The organism is Pedobacter psychroterrae (assembly GCF_004331695.1).
GTDB classification, from domain to species: domain Bacteria; phylum Bacteroidota; class Bacteroidia; order Sphingobacteriales; family Sphingobacteriaceae; genus Pedobacter; species Pedobacter psychroterrae.
The window spans coordinates 271,447-288,665 of the sequence record NZ_SJSL01000004.1 but is presented as its reverse complement, the minus strand read 5'-3'; the positions used below and the strand labels follow the sequence as shown (position 1 = coordinate 288,665).

Genomic DNA, 17,219 nt, shown 5'->3' with positions numbered 1-17,219 from the left:
ATATGATAATGCAGTCGCCGAAAGGGTAAATGGCATCTTAAAAACAGAATTTGGCCTGTATCAGACATTCCAATCTTATTCCAAGGCGGTGGGACCGGTCTGCAAGGCAATAGAAAAATATAACAACGTAAGACCCCACATGAGCTGTGAAATGATGACACCCGACAAAAGACACAACCAGGAATTTAGCCAATACCAAAAAAACAGTGTAAGGGCATATCTGTATGATGAAAATTTGATGTAAGGATATATCAGTATATCTTTTTATAATTGTAAGGATTTAACCGTTTAACTATCCGCTTTTTGTAAGGACAATTCAGTATAAGACAGATTTGACAGTGCTTTGACTGGTACCCTTTCAGCTTCGGCTGACCTTCGGGCCAGCATCGGCTCAGGTTCGGGCCACGTTCGGAAAAACCCGACTGTGAGCCGCAGCTGGCCCGTTCCTCGTCGGTCGCCCATCCGCAGCTGACAAGTACTCAGATAAAGGACGGATAGCTTGCCGATGGTCAGCTGTCATGCGAGTTACCGCAAGGTAACTGGAGCATTTACAGGTTTGGTCATACCACCACTGGAGCGCTGAAGCAGGAACCATCGGATATGGAGTGGCTGCCTGCTGACCATGGTGCTGGCTGGTAGCTTAAAGAATTTCCAGATTGGTTTTTAAATAAAACACCACGCCCATCCAAGGCGCGATATAGCTTTACGACCTGGAATTATTTTAAGAAAGATTCACCATTGATTTCATCTGGCTTATTGGGGCCGATAAATGTAGTCAGCAAGCAATAGTCATGCTGGAAATTTTTACTGTAAGATTGCAACATGTTTTTTTGGAAAAAACGCAAATGCAAGCCCCATTAAGAATTAAAGCGCCTGTTCATTTCTTTTGAAAATTTATTTATCTTGCGTTTAAGTTTGCCGAACCGTTTAAAAGCAGCTTCATACACACAATAATGAAACAAAACATTACTTCATTTATACTCAGAACTGTTTTTGTTCTGGGTTTGCCTCTTATTTTCCTGGGCAGTTCATTTAAAAATTCTCCTCCTAATCCAAAATGGGAGCAACTTTTCAATGGAAAAGACCTCAACGACTGGCAGCCTAAAATACGGTACCACGAGCTGAATGATAACTATGCGAACACTTTTCGTGTTAAAGACGGACAAATCCAGGTCCGTTATGATGGTTACACCCAGTTTGACGAAACTTTTGGGCACCTGTTTTACAAAAAATCCTATTCTTATTACCTTATCGCGGCAGAATACCGTTTCGTAGGCGACCAGGTAAAAGGTGGTCCGGGATGGGCCTACCGCAACAGTGGTATTATGATACATGGTCAGGACCCTGCTGCGATGGAAAAAAAACAGGATTTCCCAAATTCAATAGAAGTCCAGTTATTGGGAGGGACCGGCAATGGTGAACGCCCTACTGCCAATCTTTGTACACCTGGAACCCAGTTTGTTTTAAATGGCAAAGTGGTAAAAAACCATTGCATCGAATCCAGTTCAAAAACCTTCAATGGTGAGCAATGGGTACGCGTAGAAGTACTTGTTCTGGGAGATTCCACCATCGTACATTACATAAATGGCGATGAAGTCCTGCGGTATGACAGGCCCCAAAAAGATCCTGTAGGCGGAGCTGAAGAAGGGGAGCTAATAAAAGGCGGTACCATTTCATTACAAAGCGAAAGCCATCCAGTAGACTTCAGAAAAGTCGAAATCATCAATCTGGAAAAATATGCCAAAGACCCGGCAAAACTAGCCGAAGTAGTTAAAAACCTGATGGCAGAAAAAAGAATACCAAAACAATAACAACCCTTAAATAACACACATACAATAATATCCTGTACCAATGATAAAATTTTCTTTAAGCCTGATCTACTCGATCATGATATTTTTCGGACTAAAGGTTTTTCTCGACGAACCCAAAGCCCCCGCTGACCCTACAGAACTGGTGATTACGCCATTTGCCGGCCCCGATGTTACGCCAAGCCCTGCCTGTCTGGCTGTAGCCGCCACCGGTGAAGTATATGTGGGTGTGGACATGATCGGTTCTCTTGGTAAAGACCCTGGAAAAGGCCGTATCCTGAAACTGACTGACAAAGACAACGATGGCAAAATGGACAGCCATACCGAATTTGCTACGGTAGATAATCCACGTGGGATCATCGCCCAGGGCAATCAAGTCTTTGTATTGTACACGACTTTTTCTAAAGAAAACGGTAAAGCCACCGGAATGGACCTGGTAGTTTTTGAAGACAAAGATGGCGATGGAAAAGCCGATGGCCCATCCAAACCACTTATTCAGAACCTGAGCAATACCAAATACATCCAGGAACGTGGTACTGATCACGCTACCAATGGCATCAGGCTGGGCATAGATGGCTGGATTTACATCTCTGTAGGGGATTTTGGTTTCCATAATGCGGTTGACCGCTCAGGAAAGAAAATGACCATGCTGGGTGGTGGTATTGTACGTGTACGTCCCGACGGAACGGAAATGGAAATATACTCCCATGGTACCCGTAACGTTTATGATGTTGCGATCGACCCTTTTATGAATGTTTTTACCAGAGAGAATACCAATGATGGTGGGGGATGGAACGTGCGCTTTTCACACTTTATCCAGTCTGGAGAATATGGCTACCCGGTATTGTTCCAGCACTTTACCGACGAAATATTACCAGCCCTGGTTGATGTGGGCGGTGGTTCTGGTACAGGCGCATTGTATATGTCTGAACCAAACTGGCCGGAGAAATACAACAATGTTCCGATGATGGCAGACTGGGGCAGGAGCATGCTGTATATCCACAGGGTGACAGCCGATGGGCCTACCTTTACACAAAAAGAAGAAGAATTCATTAAACTGCCTCAGATCACCGACCTTGATGTTGACGGATCCGGCAGGCTTTACCTTTCAGCATGGGACGGTGCCGGCTATTCAGGCAGTCCAAGCAAAGGATATGTAGTTCGTGCGGTGCCAGCCAACTGGACTTACAAAGCTTTTCCTAATGTAACCAAAGCTTCTGTTAAGCAATTAGCGGAACTGCTTAAATCAGCCAGTGCGGTAGCCAGGCTTAGTGCCTCTCAGGAGCTGATTACGCGCCCTGCCAAACAGTCGGCAGCCGCTGCTTTAAAAGTGGCGCAGGATGTAAAACTTCCCCTTTACGCCCGTGTAGCAGGTATCTTCACCTATGCACAAGTTGCGGGAGCCGATGGGATTCAGCCATTGGTCGCGCTGAGCAAGGACGATGCGGTAAGGGAATTTGCATTAAAAGTACTTACCGATCGAAAAGGCAACCTGACCGGTGTTCCTACTGATCTACTTGTACAGGCGCTCAAAGATCCATCTCCACGTGTTCAGGCAGCAGCCATTATTGGATTAGGCCGTCTTGGTCGCCAGGAAGCTGCTTCTGCTTTATTGCAGACCAAAGTTCCCGCTTCATTTGTGGCCCCGGCCAAAGATGTAGAAGGCCCTCATGCTACACCCAACTCGGCCATTGTCCTTCCGCATTTAGCTGTGCAGGCATTGGTCAACCTTAAAGCAGTAGATGAAGTTACAGGTGCTATCAGTGGTGAAAACTCCAGTCTTGCACTTTGGACTTTACGTTATATGCATGATCAGAAAGCAGTAGATGCACTGATCAGCAGCTACGCTAAAGCTACAGATGAAAATCTTAAGAAACAGATCTCAATTACCTTATCACGATTGTATAAAGAAGAGGCACCATACGATGCCTCATGGTGGTGGGGTACCAGGCCAGATTCACATGGTCCTTATTATAAAGGTGTCAACTGGGCAGGCTCAGCGGCAATTGAAAAATTCCTGTTGGCAGAATGGGATAAAGCAGACGCAGCTGGAAAACAATTTTTAAAAGACCTGAATGCCCGTCACAGAATGGAAATCGCTGCATTCGGCACAGAAGAAGCTGTTGCCTCAAATGATGAGCCTAAAGTAGATCTGGAAAAGATCAAAAACCAAAAAGGACAGGTAGGTAAGTCATCTATCGAAGATGTATTGTTGGCTATCAACCAGTTACAGGGTGATCCAGTAAAAGGAAAAGCACTGTTTACCAAACAAGGATGTGTTGCCTGTCACAGTATCAGCAAGGGAGAGAAAATGAAAGGGCCGTTTATGGGGCAGATCGGCTCTATCATGAACCGTGAGCAGATTGCTGAATCTATCCTTAAACCAAACGCTTCCATTTCTCAGGGATTTGCTACGGTGCTGATCACCGCCAAAGGAGACAGGACTGTTATGGGTTTCATCACCGAAGAAACTGCTGCTAAAGTAGTGCTGCGCAATATTGCCGGTGAAGTGTTTACCATCAAATCAGGTGATATCCTGACACGTAAGGAGATGGACCAGTCAATGATGCCGGCCGGACTGGCCAATGCATTGTCCTACGATGAGTTAGCCTCACTGGTGACGTTCCTTTCACAGCAGAAAAAATAGCTGCTGTTTTTATATTAACTTGTGTATACAAGATAAAGTATTTTGTTATATTTGGTTAAGGCATAAGCCCGTCTTAACCAAATATAACATTCATGAACCAAGAGAACCACAACTCAGCAGTTTCCCGCAGGAAATTTCTTCAATCGGCTGCCGCAGTGGCCATTGTTCCCTCATTTTTAATGCAGTCGCTGGCATCAGCGAAAATTCCGGGCAAAAAACTCAGACATGCTTGTATTGGGGTAGGTGGGATGGGTGCCTATGACCTTGGTAACTTCAAAACACATCCTGATGTAGAGATTGTGGCTATTTGTGATGTAGACAGCGATGCGCTAAAGAGAGCAGCCGAAGGTCTTCCCGGCGTACGTACCTATACCGACTGGCGCGAACTGCTCAAAAAAGAAGCTAACAACATTGATTCTGTCAATGTATCCGTACCCGATCATAACCATTTTGCAGTTGCCTACACGGCTATCAAAAATGGAAAACACGTTTATTGCCAAAAACCGCTATGTCATGACGTAGCAGAAGTGCGCTCGCTTACCAAAGCTGCTGTCAAAGCAGGTGTGATGACACAGTTGGGTACCCAGATCGCTTCATCTTCCTGCGACCGTACCGCAGTTCAGCTGTTAAAAGACGGGGCGATTGGTAAAATAAAACATATATACCTATGTTCTAACCGTCCGGGTATAGAAAGCGTCCGTATGGAAGGCCCAAGGCCTGAAGGAAATCAAGATGCTCCGGCAAACCTGAACTGGGAGCTGTGGACCGGCACGGCGCCATTACGCCCTTTTGCTGCAAATACCTATCATCCTGCCAAATGGCGTACCTGGCAGGACTTTGGAACCGGATGGTCCGGTGACATTGGCTGTCATATTTTTGATGCAGTCTGGAAAGGCATCGGTTTGAAAGCCCCATTGTCGGTTATTGCAGAGGTACAGCAATCCTGGAAGAACTCCGCTCCACGCAAGGGGGATACCTGGCCGCAGGGAGATCACATGACCTGGGTATTTCCCGGCAACAGCTACACTGAAAAAGACAAAGTAACACTGGAATGGTTCGATGGCGAGTTTTACCCGCCTGAAGAAATCAGAAAATTATATACCCCTGGTGAATACCCTGTTGAATCCGCCATGTTAATCGGAACAGAAGGGGCAATGCTGATCCCGCATGGAGGTGAAAAACCTGTATTGCTTCCCGAAGCCAAATTTAAAGACAAGCAAGTCAATAAAATAGAAGCGCGCAATCACTACCACCATTATGTAAATGCCTGTCTGGGTGGAGAAAAAACAGAGTCTCATTTTGCACAATCAGGCCCAATGACCGAAGCCATCCTGCTCGGTACAGTAGCCATCCGCGTTCCTGACCAGCTTTTACAGTGGGATGCAGCGAATATGAAATTTCCCAATTATCCTGCAGCCAATAAGTATCTCAGACGTACCTACCGCAGGGGATGGGAAATAAAAGGTGAATTTTAACCAAACACAAACGAATGATAACAGCTTTTTACAGGGTGGCCTCGGTCACCCTTTTTCTATCTTTTTTCACCTTTATAACTACACAGGCACAAACAGCGATTACACCGGCTACTGCTTTAAAAAGGTACCTCAATAATGGCGATAAAACCTACAGATGGGAGCTTAAAGACACGCAGATCATAGATGATGTGACCGTATATCATGTGCTGCTGACCTCACAGAAATGGCGGGAGCATACCTGGGCACATCAGCTGAGTATCCTGGTGCCCAAAGAGCGTAAATACGATGGGGCTTTGTTGTTCATCACTGGGGGAAGCATTAATAAAGAAGGACAGCCCAACTGGAGCAGTAAAGAAGACCAGTCCATTAAAGGATTTAGCCAGATGGCTACACACAATAGCGCTATTATAGCTGTACTAAAGCAAACACCCAACCAGCCCTTATACAATGGCCTTACAGAGGATGCCCTGATCTCTTTTACCCTGCACAATTTCAGGAAAGATGGCGATTATAGTTGGCCGCTGCTCTTTCCAATGGTCAAGTCTGCAACAAGCGCTATGGACGCGATACAAGAATTTTCACTGCAGCGGCTAAAACATAAAGTAAGCCGTTTTGTCGTATCCGGTGCATCCAAACGGGGCTGGACAACCTGGCTTACGGGTGCTTCAGAAAAGCGGGTAACGGCAATTGCACCGATGGTGATAGACATGCTGAACATGCATGTGAGCATGAACTACCAGGTCAAAGTGTGGAAAGACTACAGCGTACAGATCGAAGACTATGTAAAATTGGGTCTGGTACAGGATGCAGGTACACCTGCTGGCAATATGCTCGCTGCCATGATAGATCCATATGCCTACAGAAAAATGCTGACCATGCCCAAAATGATCATCATGGGTACCAATGACGAGTACTGGCCAATAGATAATATCAAAAATTACCTGGATAGCATCCCTGGCCAAAACCTCTTGCATTATGTGCCCAATGCAGGTCATGGACTTGGAAATGGAGTAGAAGCGATGACTACCCTCAGTGCATTTTTTGGGAATACGCTTACCAAAACCCCATATCCTGTATGTACCTGGACTACTTCCACCACTAGCAAAGGAGTAGAGGTAGCCATCAGGGCCACAGGTGATAAACTGACAGATGTAATTGTTTGGTATTCAGACTCTCCTGATATGGATTTTAGAAACGATAAATGGGAATCCAGAAGCCTTGGCATTCGAAAAAAATCGAAATTCAATGTGCCAGAATTATTTCCTGCCTCAGGCTATCATGCTTTTTACATTGCCCTTAAGTATCAAAACGCCAAAGGGATAACTTACACACAAAGCACAAGGGTATTCATGACAGATAATAAAAAGCTTTTATAATTTATGAAATTTAGTATATTCGGGTACCAAATCAAATGATATTCAAATGAAACCTAAATTGATCGCGTTTGCGGCTGCACTAACGGTGTTTTCCGGCTATACGCCAAAAAGTAATGACAATCTGGTACTTAACAACAAAGAGTTTTCAGACGAGACGAAGCTTTTCTTGCCTGATGATCTGGAGGCAACTTTATGGGCCGAATCGCCCAAGTTTTACAATCCTACTAATATGGATGTGGATATTAAGGGCCGTGTATGGGTTACCGAGGCGGTAAACTATCGCAAGTACAACAATAAAGCTCCGCATTTTAAAGACAGGGCAGAGGGCGACCGCGTAGTGATCCTCGAAGATAAAGACGGGGACGGTGTGGCCGAAACATCCAAAGTATTTGTACAGGACAAAGACCTGGTATCCCCACTGGGGATTGCCGTGATCGGCAATAAGGTCATCGTATCCTGCGCACCTTCTATCATTGTTTATACAGATGAAAATGGCGATGATAAGCCGGATAAAAAAGAAGTATTCCTAACCGGATTTGGTGGCCTTGATCACGACCATAGCCTGCACGCAATGATTACAGGCCCAGATGGCAAATATTATTTCAACGCCGGCAACGCCGGTCCGCATATGGTGACCGACAAAGCCGGCTGGCACCTGCGCTCGGGCAGTAATTATAATGGCGGATCGCCGTACAACAATAGCAATAAAGGCGGTCTTGTGAGTGATGATGGCAAAATGTGGGTAGGAGGTATCGCCATGCGCGTCAATCCCGATGGAACAGGATTGAAAGTACTTGGTCACAATTTCCGCAATTCCTATGAGTTTACGGTAGACTCCTACGGCACTATGTGGCAGAATGACAATGACGATGACGGCAATAGGGGTGTTCGTGTTTCCTGGCTAATGGAAGGTGCCAATATGGGTTATGCCAGTGCCGATGGTACCAGGCGATGGGAGAATGATAAAAGACCGGGACAATCTAACGTAACCGCCCACTGGCATCAGGAAGATCCAGGGGTAATGCCGTATGGTGATAATACAGGAGCAGGTTCCCCTACCGGTGTAGCATTCAATGAAAGTGACTTATTGGGCGAAAAGTACCGTGGTATGCTGATGGCATGCGATGCCGGACGTAACGTAGTATTTGCTTATAAACCTCAGACTAATGGAGCTGGATATGACCTGAAACGTCAGAACCTGATTACTTCTTTGTCAGACAAAGAAGTAGCAGTGGCGCAAAGTTCGGTACGTGAGGAAGAAAAGACCAAGTGGTTCCGTCCCAGTGATGTTGTGGTTGGCGCAGATGGTGCCATCTATGTGGCCGACTGGTATGACAGTATGGTAGGCGGACATAGAATGACAGATACTACAGGAACTGGTCGTATTTACAGGATAGCGCCTAAAGGCAAAAAACTGACTACGCCAAAGATCAACCTGAAGAATACTAAAGGACAGATATCAGCATTACTGAGCCCGGCTGTAAACGTACGTAACGCAGGCTTTGTATTGCTTGCTGCACAAGGATCTAAAGCAGTCAAAGAAGTTAAAAAGATACTTTTATCTACCAATCCTTATCACAGGGCGCGAGCTATATGGCTGCTTTCCAATATGGGCCCATCAGGCGTAACAGCTGTAGAAGAAGCATTGAAAGACAGTGATCCAAATATCCGCATTACTGCTTTTCGTGCCTTGCGCGAGGTAAGTAAAGACATCAGCGCCTATGCGGCACAGTTGAGCAAAGATCTGTCACCTGCCGTGCGCAGAGAAGTTGCGGTCGCGATGCGTGACCTGCCTGCCAACACCTCTGGTGATGCCATTGTAACACTGGCTACAACATATGCAGGTAACGACCGATATTACCTGGAGGCACTTGGCCTGGCAGCTGAAGGCAAAGAAGAAGTTTTATACCCGATCTTAAATGCGAAACTAGGCGGCGAACCATTGAAATGGAGCACAGCATTTGCAGATATCGTATGGAGACTGCACCCAAAAGCTGCATTGCCAGCGCTTAAAGAGCGCGCCGCATCATCTGCACTCAGTGATGAGCAGCGCAAGCAGGCCATGGTAGCTATTGGTTTTATTAAGGACCAATCAGCTGTTGATGCCATGCAGGAGCTAATGGCAGGTAATGATGCCAAGATCAAAGAACAGGCATTGTGGTGGCTTAAATATCGTCAGGGTAATGAATGGGCCAATTTTAAAATGCAATTGCCAGCTACTGGGTCTGAAATAAATGCCGAATCACAAAAGAAGATGCTAACTCAAAAGCTGATACTGGAAAACAATACGAGTACTTTAAAAGATAAAATAGCCGCTGTAAAGATAATGGCTAAGGATAAAGTTGGCGGTGAGATGTTGATTGGTCTGGCTGTAGACAAAAAGCTATCTAAAGAAATTACAGACGAGATTAGTAAGGTGATCTTTAGTAATCCTGATCAGACCGTACGCGTACTGGCCAGTGACTATTTCAAAAAGCCAGGTGGCACGGTTGCCCTGTCTATTACTAAGATCTCCAAACTCCAGGGTGACCTTAAAGCAGGCAAGCTGGTGTTTCAGGGCAAATGTACGTCATGTCACCGTGTGGGAAATGATGGTGCCAATATTGGCCCTGAGTTAACGCAGATCGGCAGGAAGTTTGAAAAGAACGGCTTGCTGGATGCCATCATCAATCCAAGTGCAGGGATGGCATTCGGCTATGAATCCTGGCTGATTACTAAGAAAGACGGATCGATGGTGTCTGGTTTTTTACAGGCCGATGGCGAGACAGTGGTGCTTAAAGGTATGGCAGGAGAGAAGTACAATGTGAAGGCTTCAACTATTGCCTCGCGCAAGCAGTTTGCTACATCGATCATGCCTGAGCCTACCGCTTTAGGTCTTAGTGAAAAAGATCTGGCCAACTTAACAGATTATTTATTGACTTTAAAGTAAGCTCTCGTAGCTCATTATATCTTAGTTGCTGAATAGTTACTTCGTACTTGCTTCAATAAAACCGCATTTTTTGCGAAGTAATTACGAAGTAACTAAACAGCAATCTGGTAGCAATATGCTGTAAGAGATTAAAGTGTTAGATTAATCATCTTTAGACGGTACTCACGCTATTTAAACCTGTAGCCGATCCCGATCTGAAAGCTGCGGTACTTGAATTTATTGTCGCCAAATTCATTGCTGAAGCTATAAGGGCTTAGCATCTGGTACCGTGTATGGATGTCAAACTGAGAAAAGTGCAGACTGATCCCGGTACTGAAGCCAATATTGATGCGGTTCATCTTTGTGTTGTTTAGTATGTCATTTACCGTCTTTGTGTGCATCAGGGTATCTGTTTTTTGATGGATGGTTCCCAGCTTGATGCCCACTTGTTTTAATGGCAGGCTGATCACCGGGCCTGCATTGATGCTAATGGTATTCGATAGTTTGTAAGTCAACGTTAGCGGAATATCCATTGCTAACACCTTTCTCTTGTCTGTGAAAGAGAAAGCAGGCATGCTGTCGGGACGGAAATAACTCTTTCGGGTATATTGGCCGGTAAAAGTCCGTGGTGTACTCATTCCCAGACCTGTGCTAATGAGCCACCTGGGTGATAGGGCATAAGTGCCAAGAGCAATTACATAAAATGAGTTTTCGTCATTGGCATGGTTTATACCTGCTTCAATACTGTAGTTGAACGGTGGTGTATCGATCTGTGTTTTTGCTTTAGGTAATCTCTTCTGGCGGTTCTGCCTTTGCCTTTCCAGTTGCGAGGTTGAACCCGGATTGTCAGATAAATCTACAGGGAATTGTTTTTCTGTCTTCATCGAATCTAATGGTGATGCCTGTTGTACAGCTACTGATGTTGTTGTTTGACTGTTTGGAGCAATATTGTCCGCTTTATCATCGATTATTTTTTTAGAAGTTGGTTTATTAGAATCTTCAGTTTTGGAAGTATGATTTACAGTTATGCTGTTGCCTGGTTTGGTATTTACTGACGGTTCTTTTTTAAATTTGAAGTCGTTTTTAAGAGTTGGGGATTGATGGTTGCTGTCGGCTATTGGGATGCCAGCAAGAGGAGCAATGCCAGTACTATCCATTAGGTGCATGTCTGCTACCGAGGTTTCAGCAACAAGCGAGTCAGTCTTAAATGACGGAATAGTATTCTTCTCATTAACAGCCTTTATTTTGGCTTGGTCTGGGGTGCGTAAAGTAAAATATGCGGTAATGCCTACCATAGCGGCAGCACTGATAACATAACTAAAATACGTACCCAGGGTAGTACCTGCCGGTTTAGGTGCAGGTGTGCCCGATGGAGAATTGACAATGGGCAATTGTTGATCCAGCAGTTGCTCCATGCCACTCCATGCAGTGTCAGCATCTTCTTTTATCGGAAGATTGCTAAGCTTATTAAGCCAAAGTTTACGATACCATGCTGAATTCTTCATGTCGTTTTGTTGTTATTTTCAGTTGGCAAATCAATCTGTTTATTTGGGGGTGTGAGTAGTATTCTAAGTTGTTTTTTTGCTTCGGATAAGTGCCATCTGGAGGTGCTTTCTGAAATATTGAGCTTACCTCCAATCTCTTTATGAGAATATCCGTCCAGTACGGAGAGGTTGAAGACCAGTTGCGTAGCATCGGGGAGCTTACGGATTGATTTAATTAAATCTTCTGCATAAAGCTTGCTCAATACCGTGGGTTCTATAAATATTTCTTCTTCCTGTGCTGAAATGGGCTGAATATTGAAGTTCAGTTCCTTCCTTACCAGATCAATACAGGTCCTCACCATAATGGTCCTGATCCATGCGCCCAGTTCTCCTTTTATTTCTTCAAATGCAGTTATATTTTGAAATACTTTCAAAAATCCTATGTTCAAAGCCTCCTTTGCCAGTTCATCTGTCCTTAGATAACGAAAACACAGACTTAGCATTTCAGCATAAAAATGCTTGTAAAGGCTTTCCTGAGCTTTTCGGTCATTGCTTTTACATTCATCAATTAGCTTGGTTAGTGACTTAGGAAAGAGGTTCATTCAATATAATAGGGGAAATGGCGCATAAATTCTAATACCATTACGCAGCGAAATTGGCAAACGTTGGGTGAAAAACAAGTTTTTTTAAAATAAATATTTTAATCATCAAAAGCAGGTTTTCGTGCAAGCGTTTGGCTGATGAGCGCCGTAAGAGACATATAACCCGGTAAATATATGTTTCATCAGCAGAGTTACGAAAGACATAGTGAATGGTATAATCAGCACTTTCCCGGACGAGAGGAAAAGCTGGGGTATTACCGTAGTAAGAAGAATGCAGGTAAGTCGACAGTGGCGGTCTGGCTGCAACAACTGTTCTTTGACTGTCTGAACCCTTTATTGCGGATAAACGAAAGCTGGCTAACCGTAGGCGATGCTTATGGTTTTGATGCTGAATATATTATGTCTAAAGGCTCAAAGGCACTTGCAACAGATCTGAACAGTGATTTTCTTGTGGTGGCAAAACAGCAGGGTATCATCGCTGATTATGCAGCAGAGAATGCAGAGCGCTTGTCTTTTGCGGACGGTCAGTTTGATTATGTGCTTTGCAAGGAATCATACCATCATTTTCCAAGGCCCTATGCAGCAATGTATGAAATGATCCGCGTAGCAAAAAAGGGGATTGTAATCATTGAGCCGCAAGATCCGGTCTCTAAAATGCCCTCGCTGTTGTTTGTGACAAATATGCTGGCATCGAGGGCTTCGCTGCTTAACAAAGCATGGAAGAACAGGTTTTCTTATGAGCCTGTGGGTAATTTTGTATATAAGGTTTCTGAGCGGGAGTTTGAAAAGTTTGCGGCCGGACTTAACCTGCCAATGGTAGCTTTTAAACGGATAAATCCTAACTTCTATTCGGCAGGGACCGAAAAACTGGTTGCTGACAGCAGTAACTGGCATTTCATATGGATCAAGGCTAAAAAGGGACTAATGGACCTGCTGGTAAAGTTAAGACTGCTGCCAGGGCAGGTATTGTCGACCATTGTGTTTAAAGAAATTCCAGACACACTGACCATTGAGCGGTTAAAAACAGATGGCTATCACGTGGTAGAAATTCCTAAGAATCCGTATTTAAAGTAGTATTCTTATCATTCTTCATTTTCAGATGCTGGTCACTAAGTGAAGCAATGAACATAATTGTTCCAAAAATAAAGATGGAGAAAAAGCAATATAATGCTACTGTCGCTTTATGATTAAATGACTTGAAAGATGGTGTTAGGATGGTGTATTGAGCAGAGTCTTTTGGGATAGGTATGCTGTTGATTGCCTTTTCGTATAGTAGTTTATAAGCCGGATTTTTCACCAATTCGAAATATTTTTCATCCTCAAAACTCATTTCTGTGATCTTTTGCTGGCATTCTTTCAGAAATTCCTGCTCTAGCTCACGCATGTATGTCGAGGTGCCTCCATTTGTCCACATATTGAATTTCAAGCCATACCAATATTTTGGGAAATCTCTGATTCCCTCTTTCTTATTTTTTAGAAGTGGAAGCGCAAAGTAGATGTTCATATTTAGACGGTTACTGGTGCTTTTTGCGCTCTTTGTATAATGTATATGATGACCACCAAATTTGTTGACGAAATATTCTTGTAGTTTAACATACTTCTCAACTTTTACTGAATCTATCTTAGTTATGTTTGGGATTACCGTTATAGTCTCCTTGGATTCTTTTGTATAACGATTTAGCATGATTAGCATTGCGCTAATGGTTACTATGCAACATAGGATCGGCAAGAACCGTGAAGATACAGTAGTTTTTAATTCAGTTGAACTGAACTTCCTGTTGAGAAAATAGATACACGGAATCCAGGGTAATAATACGGGAATATAAATCTCCCATACTACATTATCAATCTTGATATCCGTCAACGTAGTAATTACCCATCTGCTTAGACAATATAAAATGATGACTGAAACGATGAGCGTAATAAATGTCGGTAGTGTATGTCTGAGTTTAAATTTAAATGTATCCAATTTGAGTGCTTGTTTAATGCCGTAAATATATATTTATCTTCGGAAAATAAGAACTGGAAACTTTATCATTTGCAATAGAAATTTATTGCCCGATTACAAACCAAACGTTCGATATCGGGCGTTTTTATTAGGATGGTTGTTTGTAAATAAATGATAATCAATTGTTTAATTGTGGCATTTGTGTTGCAAAGCATATGCAAACAAACCACACAAATGGACAAGCAGATAGAAGAAGAAGTTACTGCCAGAAAGAAAAGAAAAAGATATATAGTACTAGCGGCTATTGTGACCGGCATCGCAGTAGCAGTATTTGCAATGCGTTCCTATATTAAGCCTTCATTGGCCGAGGCGGAATTTATATCGGCTGTAGCCGAAACTGGAAATATAGAGAATACGATCAATGCCACAGGAGAGATCCTGCCCGAATTTGAAGAAGTCCTGACCAGTCCCATAAATGCGGCGGTGAGAAAGGTGGTGATGGACGCGGGTACTAAGGTAAAAGCGGGCCAGTCTATCCTGACACTGGATAAATCGGCGGCACAGACCGAGTATGATAAGCTTGGTTTTCAGATAGAATCTAAAGAAAATGAGATCAGAAAACTGAAGCTGGACCTGGAGAAGAGCTTTTATGACATTAAGTCTAACAACAGCATCAAGCAGTTGCGCATTGCTAATTTTAAAGATGCGGTATTAAGTGCACAAAGACTTTTTAAAGCAGGTGGGGGCACAAGAGAAGACATTGAGCGTGCGGAACTGGAGCTGAAGGTGGCTGAACTGGAAAAGCAGCAACTGGAAAATGAGATCAGGAATAAACAACAGACCATGAAGATCGAGATCAGGGAGGCAGAGATAGCACTAGCTATACAAGGAAATGATCAGGCAGCGTTCAGCAGGAAACTGGCCCTGGCTGAGGTAATAGCTACACGTGATGGGGTGGTGACCTGGGTGAATAAAAACATAGGTGCGAGCATTAAAGAAGGAGAATCGCTGGCAAGGATAGCCAACCTGAGCAGTTATAAAGTGGCGGGCAGCATATCAGACACCCAAATGGACCAACTGAGCAAAGGCATGCCAGTCATCGTCCTGATCAATGACACACAACTTAGGGGCAGTATTGCAAACGTATCTCCTTCGGTAAATAATTCCATTTTGTCATTTGATGTGCAACTTGAAGAGAAGAACAATAAGCTATTGAGGCCCAATATGAAAGCCGATGTATTTTTGGTGACTGCTACAAGGAATAATGTAATACGGGTGCCAAACGGACCTGCGTTTAGGGGTTCGGATATGCAGGAGATATTTGTGCTAAGCAAAGGTAAGGCCGTTCGCAGAAGTGTAAAAACAGGACTGAGCAATTTTGATTTTATTGAGATCGTAAGTGGCATAAAAGTCGGAGAAAGGGTGATCACCTCTGATATGAGCAAATATGAGTATGCAAGTGAAATTTCTATTACAAACTGATATGTGGTACAGGAAAATTAGCTACATAATCTGGATGGTAGTAAAGGTCAGTTCAGGTATCATGATCAGCACCTGTGCTTTTGGAAAAGAGCAGGCAGATACACTAAGACTGACATTGCCGGAGGTAGTGGAAAAAGCAAAGGCCAATTCCATAGCTGCCAAACAAGCCACCACGGTAAAAGAAACGAAATACTGGGAATGGCGTACTTTTAAGTCCAATTATCAACCGCAATTGGCATTGAGTGGTATATTGCCAGGTTACAATAAAACATATGCTCAGGTGCTGCAGCCCAATGGTGCTGTGGAGTTTCAGCCAATTCATAATGACAATTCATCGCTGACACTTGATTTTAGTCAGAGTCTGGCAGCTACAGGAGGTACCATTTATGGTACTACACAGCTGCAGCGTTTTACAGATTTTGACCGGAACAATGTGCTATATAATGGCATACCGTATGGATTGGGATACATACAGCCGCTATTACAGTTCAACAGCCTGAAATGGAACAAGAAGATTGAGCCACTGAAATACAATGAAAGCCTGCAGGTTTACATCGAATCGCAGGAGCAGATCTCTGTAACCGTAACCGGCTATTTCTTTGACCTGCTGCTGGCGCAGGTAAATCTTCATATAGCAGAGACCAATTTTATAAATACCGGCAAGATCCTGACAATAGCCAATACAAAGTTTGAACTGGGAAAAGTCTCTAAAAATGAGATCCTGCAGTTGCAGCTGGAACAGGTAAATGCCCAAAAGGCTGTGGGAACGGCCAAACGTGATGTGGAAATAGCGACGCTCAACTTAAGGAGCTATGCAGGAATTGAAGGCGATGACAGAATTGTGCTGACTATGCCGCAGGCGGTAAAAAAAGTAGATGTATCGGCCGAAAAGGTATTGATAGAGGCATTTGAGAACCGGTCTGACGCCATTGCCTTTGTAAGACGCATAGCGGAAGCAAAAAGAGATGTGGCAAAGGCAAAAGGAGAGAATGGATTGGTAGCTAGTTTAAAAGCCAACCTGGGCTTTTCAAATGCGGCGGGAAGGCTGCTCGATGTGTACCATTCACCAAAGAGCCAGCAGTCAGTACAGCTGCAACTGTCCATTCCCGTGCTGGACTGGGGGAGGTCAAAATCCAGGACCAAAACGGCGCAGGCAAATGAGCAGTTTACTGTATATGAAGTAGAGCAGGATAAACAGATCTTTAAACAGCAGATAGTGACCCAGGTAACACTTTTTAATATGATGAAGGAGCAATTGGAACTAACTGCCCAGGCAGACAGAATTGCCTCAGAAAAATACCAGATCGCCAGTGAGCGCTATGTGCTGGGCAACCTGAGCATCACTGATCTGAGCATTGCATTTCAGGAAAGTGACCGGGCTAAAAGGGACTATGTAGCTTCATTAAGAGATTTTTGGGGTGCTTATTATCAGTTGAGGTACCTGTCGCTGTATGACTTTGAAAAAAATGAGAAAATAACTTATAAATAA

The 17,219-nt window shown here is 43.9% G+C and carries 12 protein-coding genes; 9 read left to right on the top strand and 3 right to left on the bottom strand.

The features are described 5' to 3' along the window. From EZ437_RS16115 to EZ437_RS16090, 6 genes are all read left to right on the top strand, one after another. Positions 1-244: integrase core domain-containing protein (locus EZ437_RS16115; RefSeq protein WP_165500440.1), on the top strand; the 244-nt coding region annotated here is incomplete at its 5' end. Positions 245-953: 709 nt separating this feature from the next. After that, on the top strand, positions 954-1,811 hold the full coding sequence (locus tag EZ437_RS16110; RefSeq protein ID WP_131597089.1) for a 3-keto-disaccharide hydrolase: 858 nt from the start codon (positions 954-956) through the stop codon (positions 1,809-1,811). 40 nt (positions 1,812-1,851) lie between these two features. Further along, the gene (locus EZ437_RS16105) at positions 1,852-4,455 is read left to right on the top strand and encodes a DUF7133 domain-containing protein (protein ID WP_131597088.1); all 2,604 of its coding nucleotides are present in this window, start codon (positions 1,852-1,854) and stop codon (positions 4,453-4,455) included. Positions 4,456-4,547: 92 nt separating this feature from the next. Further along, positions 4,548-5,930, top strand: coding sequence for a Gfo/Idh/MocA family protein (locus EZ437_RS16100; protein ID WP_131597087.1), 1,383 nt, complete (start codon positions 4,548-4,550; stop codon positions 5,928-5,930). A gap of 14 nt (positions 5,931-5,944) precedes the next feature. Then, the gene (locus EZ437_RS16095; protein WP_131597086.1) at positions 5,945-7,306 is read left to right on the top strand and encodes a PhoPQ-activated pathogenicity-related family protein; all 1,362 of its coding nucleotides are present in this window, start codon (positions 5,945-5,947) and stop codon (positions 7,304-7,306) included. A 46-nt stretch (positions 7,307-7,352) separates the two neighbouring features. After that, entirely contained in the window at positions 7,353-10,235 is a 2,883-nt protein-coding gene (locus EZ437_RS16090) for a PVC-type heme-binding CxxCH protein (RefSeq protein ID WP_131597085.1), read from the top strand. Positions 10,236-10,402: 167 nt separating this feature from the next. Here EZ437_RS16090 and EZ437_RS16085 read toward each other — a convergent pair whose 3' ends face one another. Both EZ437_RS16085 and EZ437_RS16080 read right to left on the bottom strand, forming a co-directional pair. Beyond that, the gene (locus EZ437_RS16085) at positions 10,403-11,719 is read right to left on the bottom strand and encodes a hypothetical protein (protein WP_131597084.1); all 1,317 of its coding nucleotides are present in this window, start codon (positions 11,717-11,719) and stop codon (positions 10,403-10,405) included. After that, complete coding sequence (locus tag EZ437_RS16080) at positions 11,716-12,300, bottom strand: RNA polymerase sigma factor (protein WP_131597083.1); 585 nt, start codon at positions 12,298-12,300, stop codon at positions 11,716-11,718. The genes EZ437_RS16085 and EZ437_RS16080 overlap by 4 nt, the downstream gene beginning before the upstream one ends. A 174-nt stretch (positions 12,301-12,474) precedes the next feature. On the opposite strand from EZ437_RS16080, the gene EZ437_RS16075 reads away from it, so the two are divergent. Next, positions 12,475-13,374, top strand: a complete 900-nt coding sequence (locus tag EZ437_RS16075) for a class I SAM-dependent methyltransferase (RefSeq protein ID WP_131597082.1) — start codon at positions 12,475-12,477, stop codon at positions 13,372-13,374. Here the strand turns inward: EZ437_RS16075 and EZ437_RS16070 are convergent. Then, entirely contained in the window at positions 13,352-14,269 is a 918-nt protein-coding gene (locus tag EZ437_RS16070) for a hypothetical protein (protein ID WP_131597081.1), read from the bottom strand. The two genes, EZ437_RS16075 and EZ437_RS16070, sit on opposite strands and share 23 nt — an antisense overlap. 213 nt (positions 14,270-14,482) lie before the next feature. Between EZ437_RS16070 and EZ437_RS16065 the strand changes: the two genes are divergently transcribed. Further along, positions 14,483-15,730 carry an efflux RND transporter periplasmic adaptor subunit gene (locus tag EZ437_RS16065; protein WP_131597080.1) on the top strand — a complete coding sequence of 416 codons (1,248 nt, stop codon included), beginning with the start codon at positions 14,483-14,485 and terminating at the stop codon, positions 15,728-15,730. Beyond that, positions 15,708-17,219 carry a TolC family protein gene (locus EZ437_RS16060; protein WP_225869605.1) on the top strand — a complete coding sequence of 504 codons (1,512 nt, stop codon included), beginning with the start codon at positions 15,708-15,710 and terminating at the stop codon, positions 17,217-17,219. Before EZ437_RS16065 ends, EZ437_RS16060 begins: the two co-directional genes overlap by 23 nt.

What these genes read in the sequence shown, in the direction of transcription:
- EZ437_RS16110 (WP_131597089.1), top strand. Translation starts at nt 954, where the DNA reads ATGAAACAAAACATTACTTCATTTATACTCAGAACTGTTTTTGTTCTG.
- EZ437_RS16105 (WP_131597088.1), top strand. Translation starts at nt 1,852, where the DNA reads ATGATAAAATTTTCTTTAAGCCTGATCTACTCGATCATGATATTTTTC.
- EZ437_RS16100 (WP_131597087.1), top strand. Translation starts at nt 4,548, where the DNA reads ATGAACCAAGAGAACCACAACTCAGCAGTTTCCCGCAGGAAATTTCTT.
- EZ437_RS16095 (WP_131597086.1), top strand. Translation starts at nt 5,945, where the DNA reads ATGATAACAGCTTTTTACAGGGTGGCCTCGGTCACCCTTTTTCTATCT.
- EZ437_RS16090 (WP_131597085.1), top strand. Translation starts at nt 7,353, where the DNA reads ATGAAACCTAAATTGATCGCGTTTGCGGCTGCACTAACGGTGTTTTCC.
- EZ437_RS16085 (WP_131597084.1), bottom strand. Translation starts at nt 11,719, where the DNA reads ATGAAGAATTCAGCATGGTATCGTAAACTTTGGCTTAATAAGCTTAGC.
- EZ437_RS16080 (WP_131597083.1), bottom strand. Translation starts at nt 12,300, where the DNA reads ATGAACCTCTTTCCTAAGTCACTAACCAAGCTAATTGATGAATGTAAA.
- EZ437_RS16075 (WP_131597082.1), top strand. Translation starts at nt 12,475, where the DNA reads ATGTTTCATCAGCAGAGTTACGAAAGACATAGTGAATGGTATAATCAG.
- EZ437_RS16065 (WP_131597080.1), top strand. Translation starts at nt 14,483, where the DNA reads ATGGACAAGCAGATAGAAGAAGAAGTTACTGCCAGAAAGAAAAGAAAA.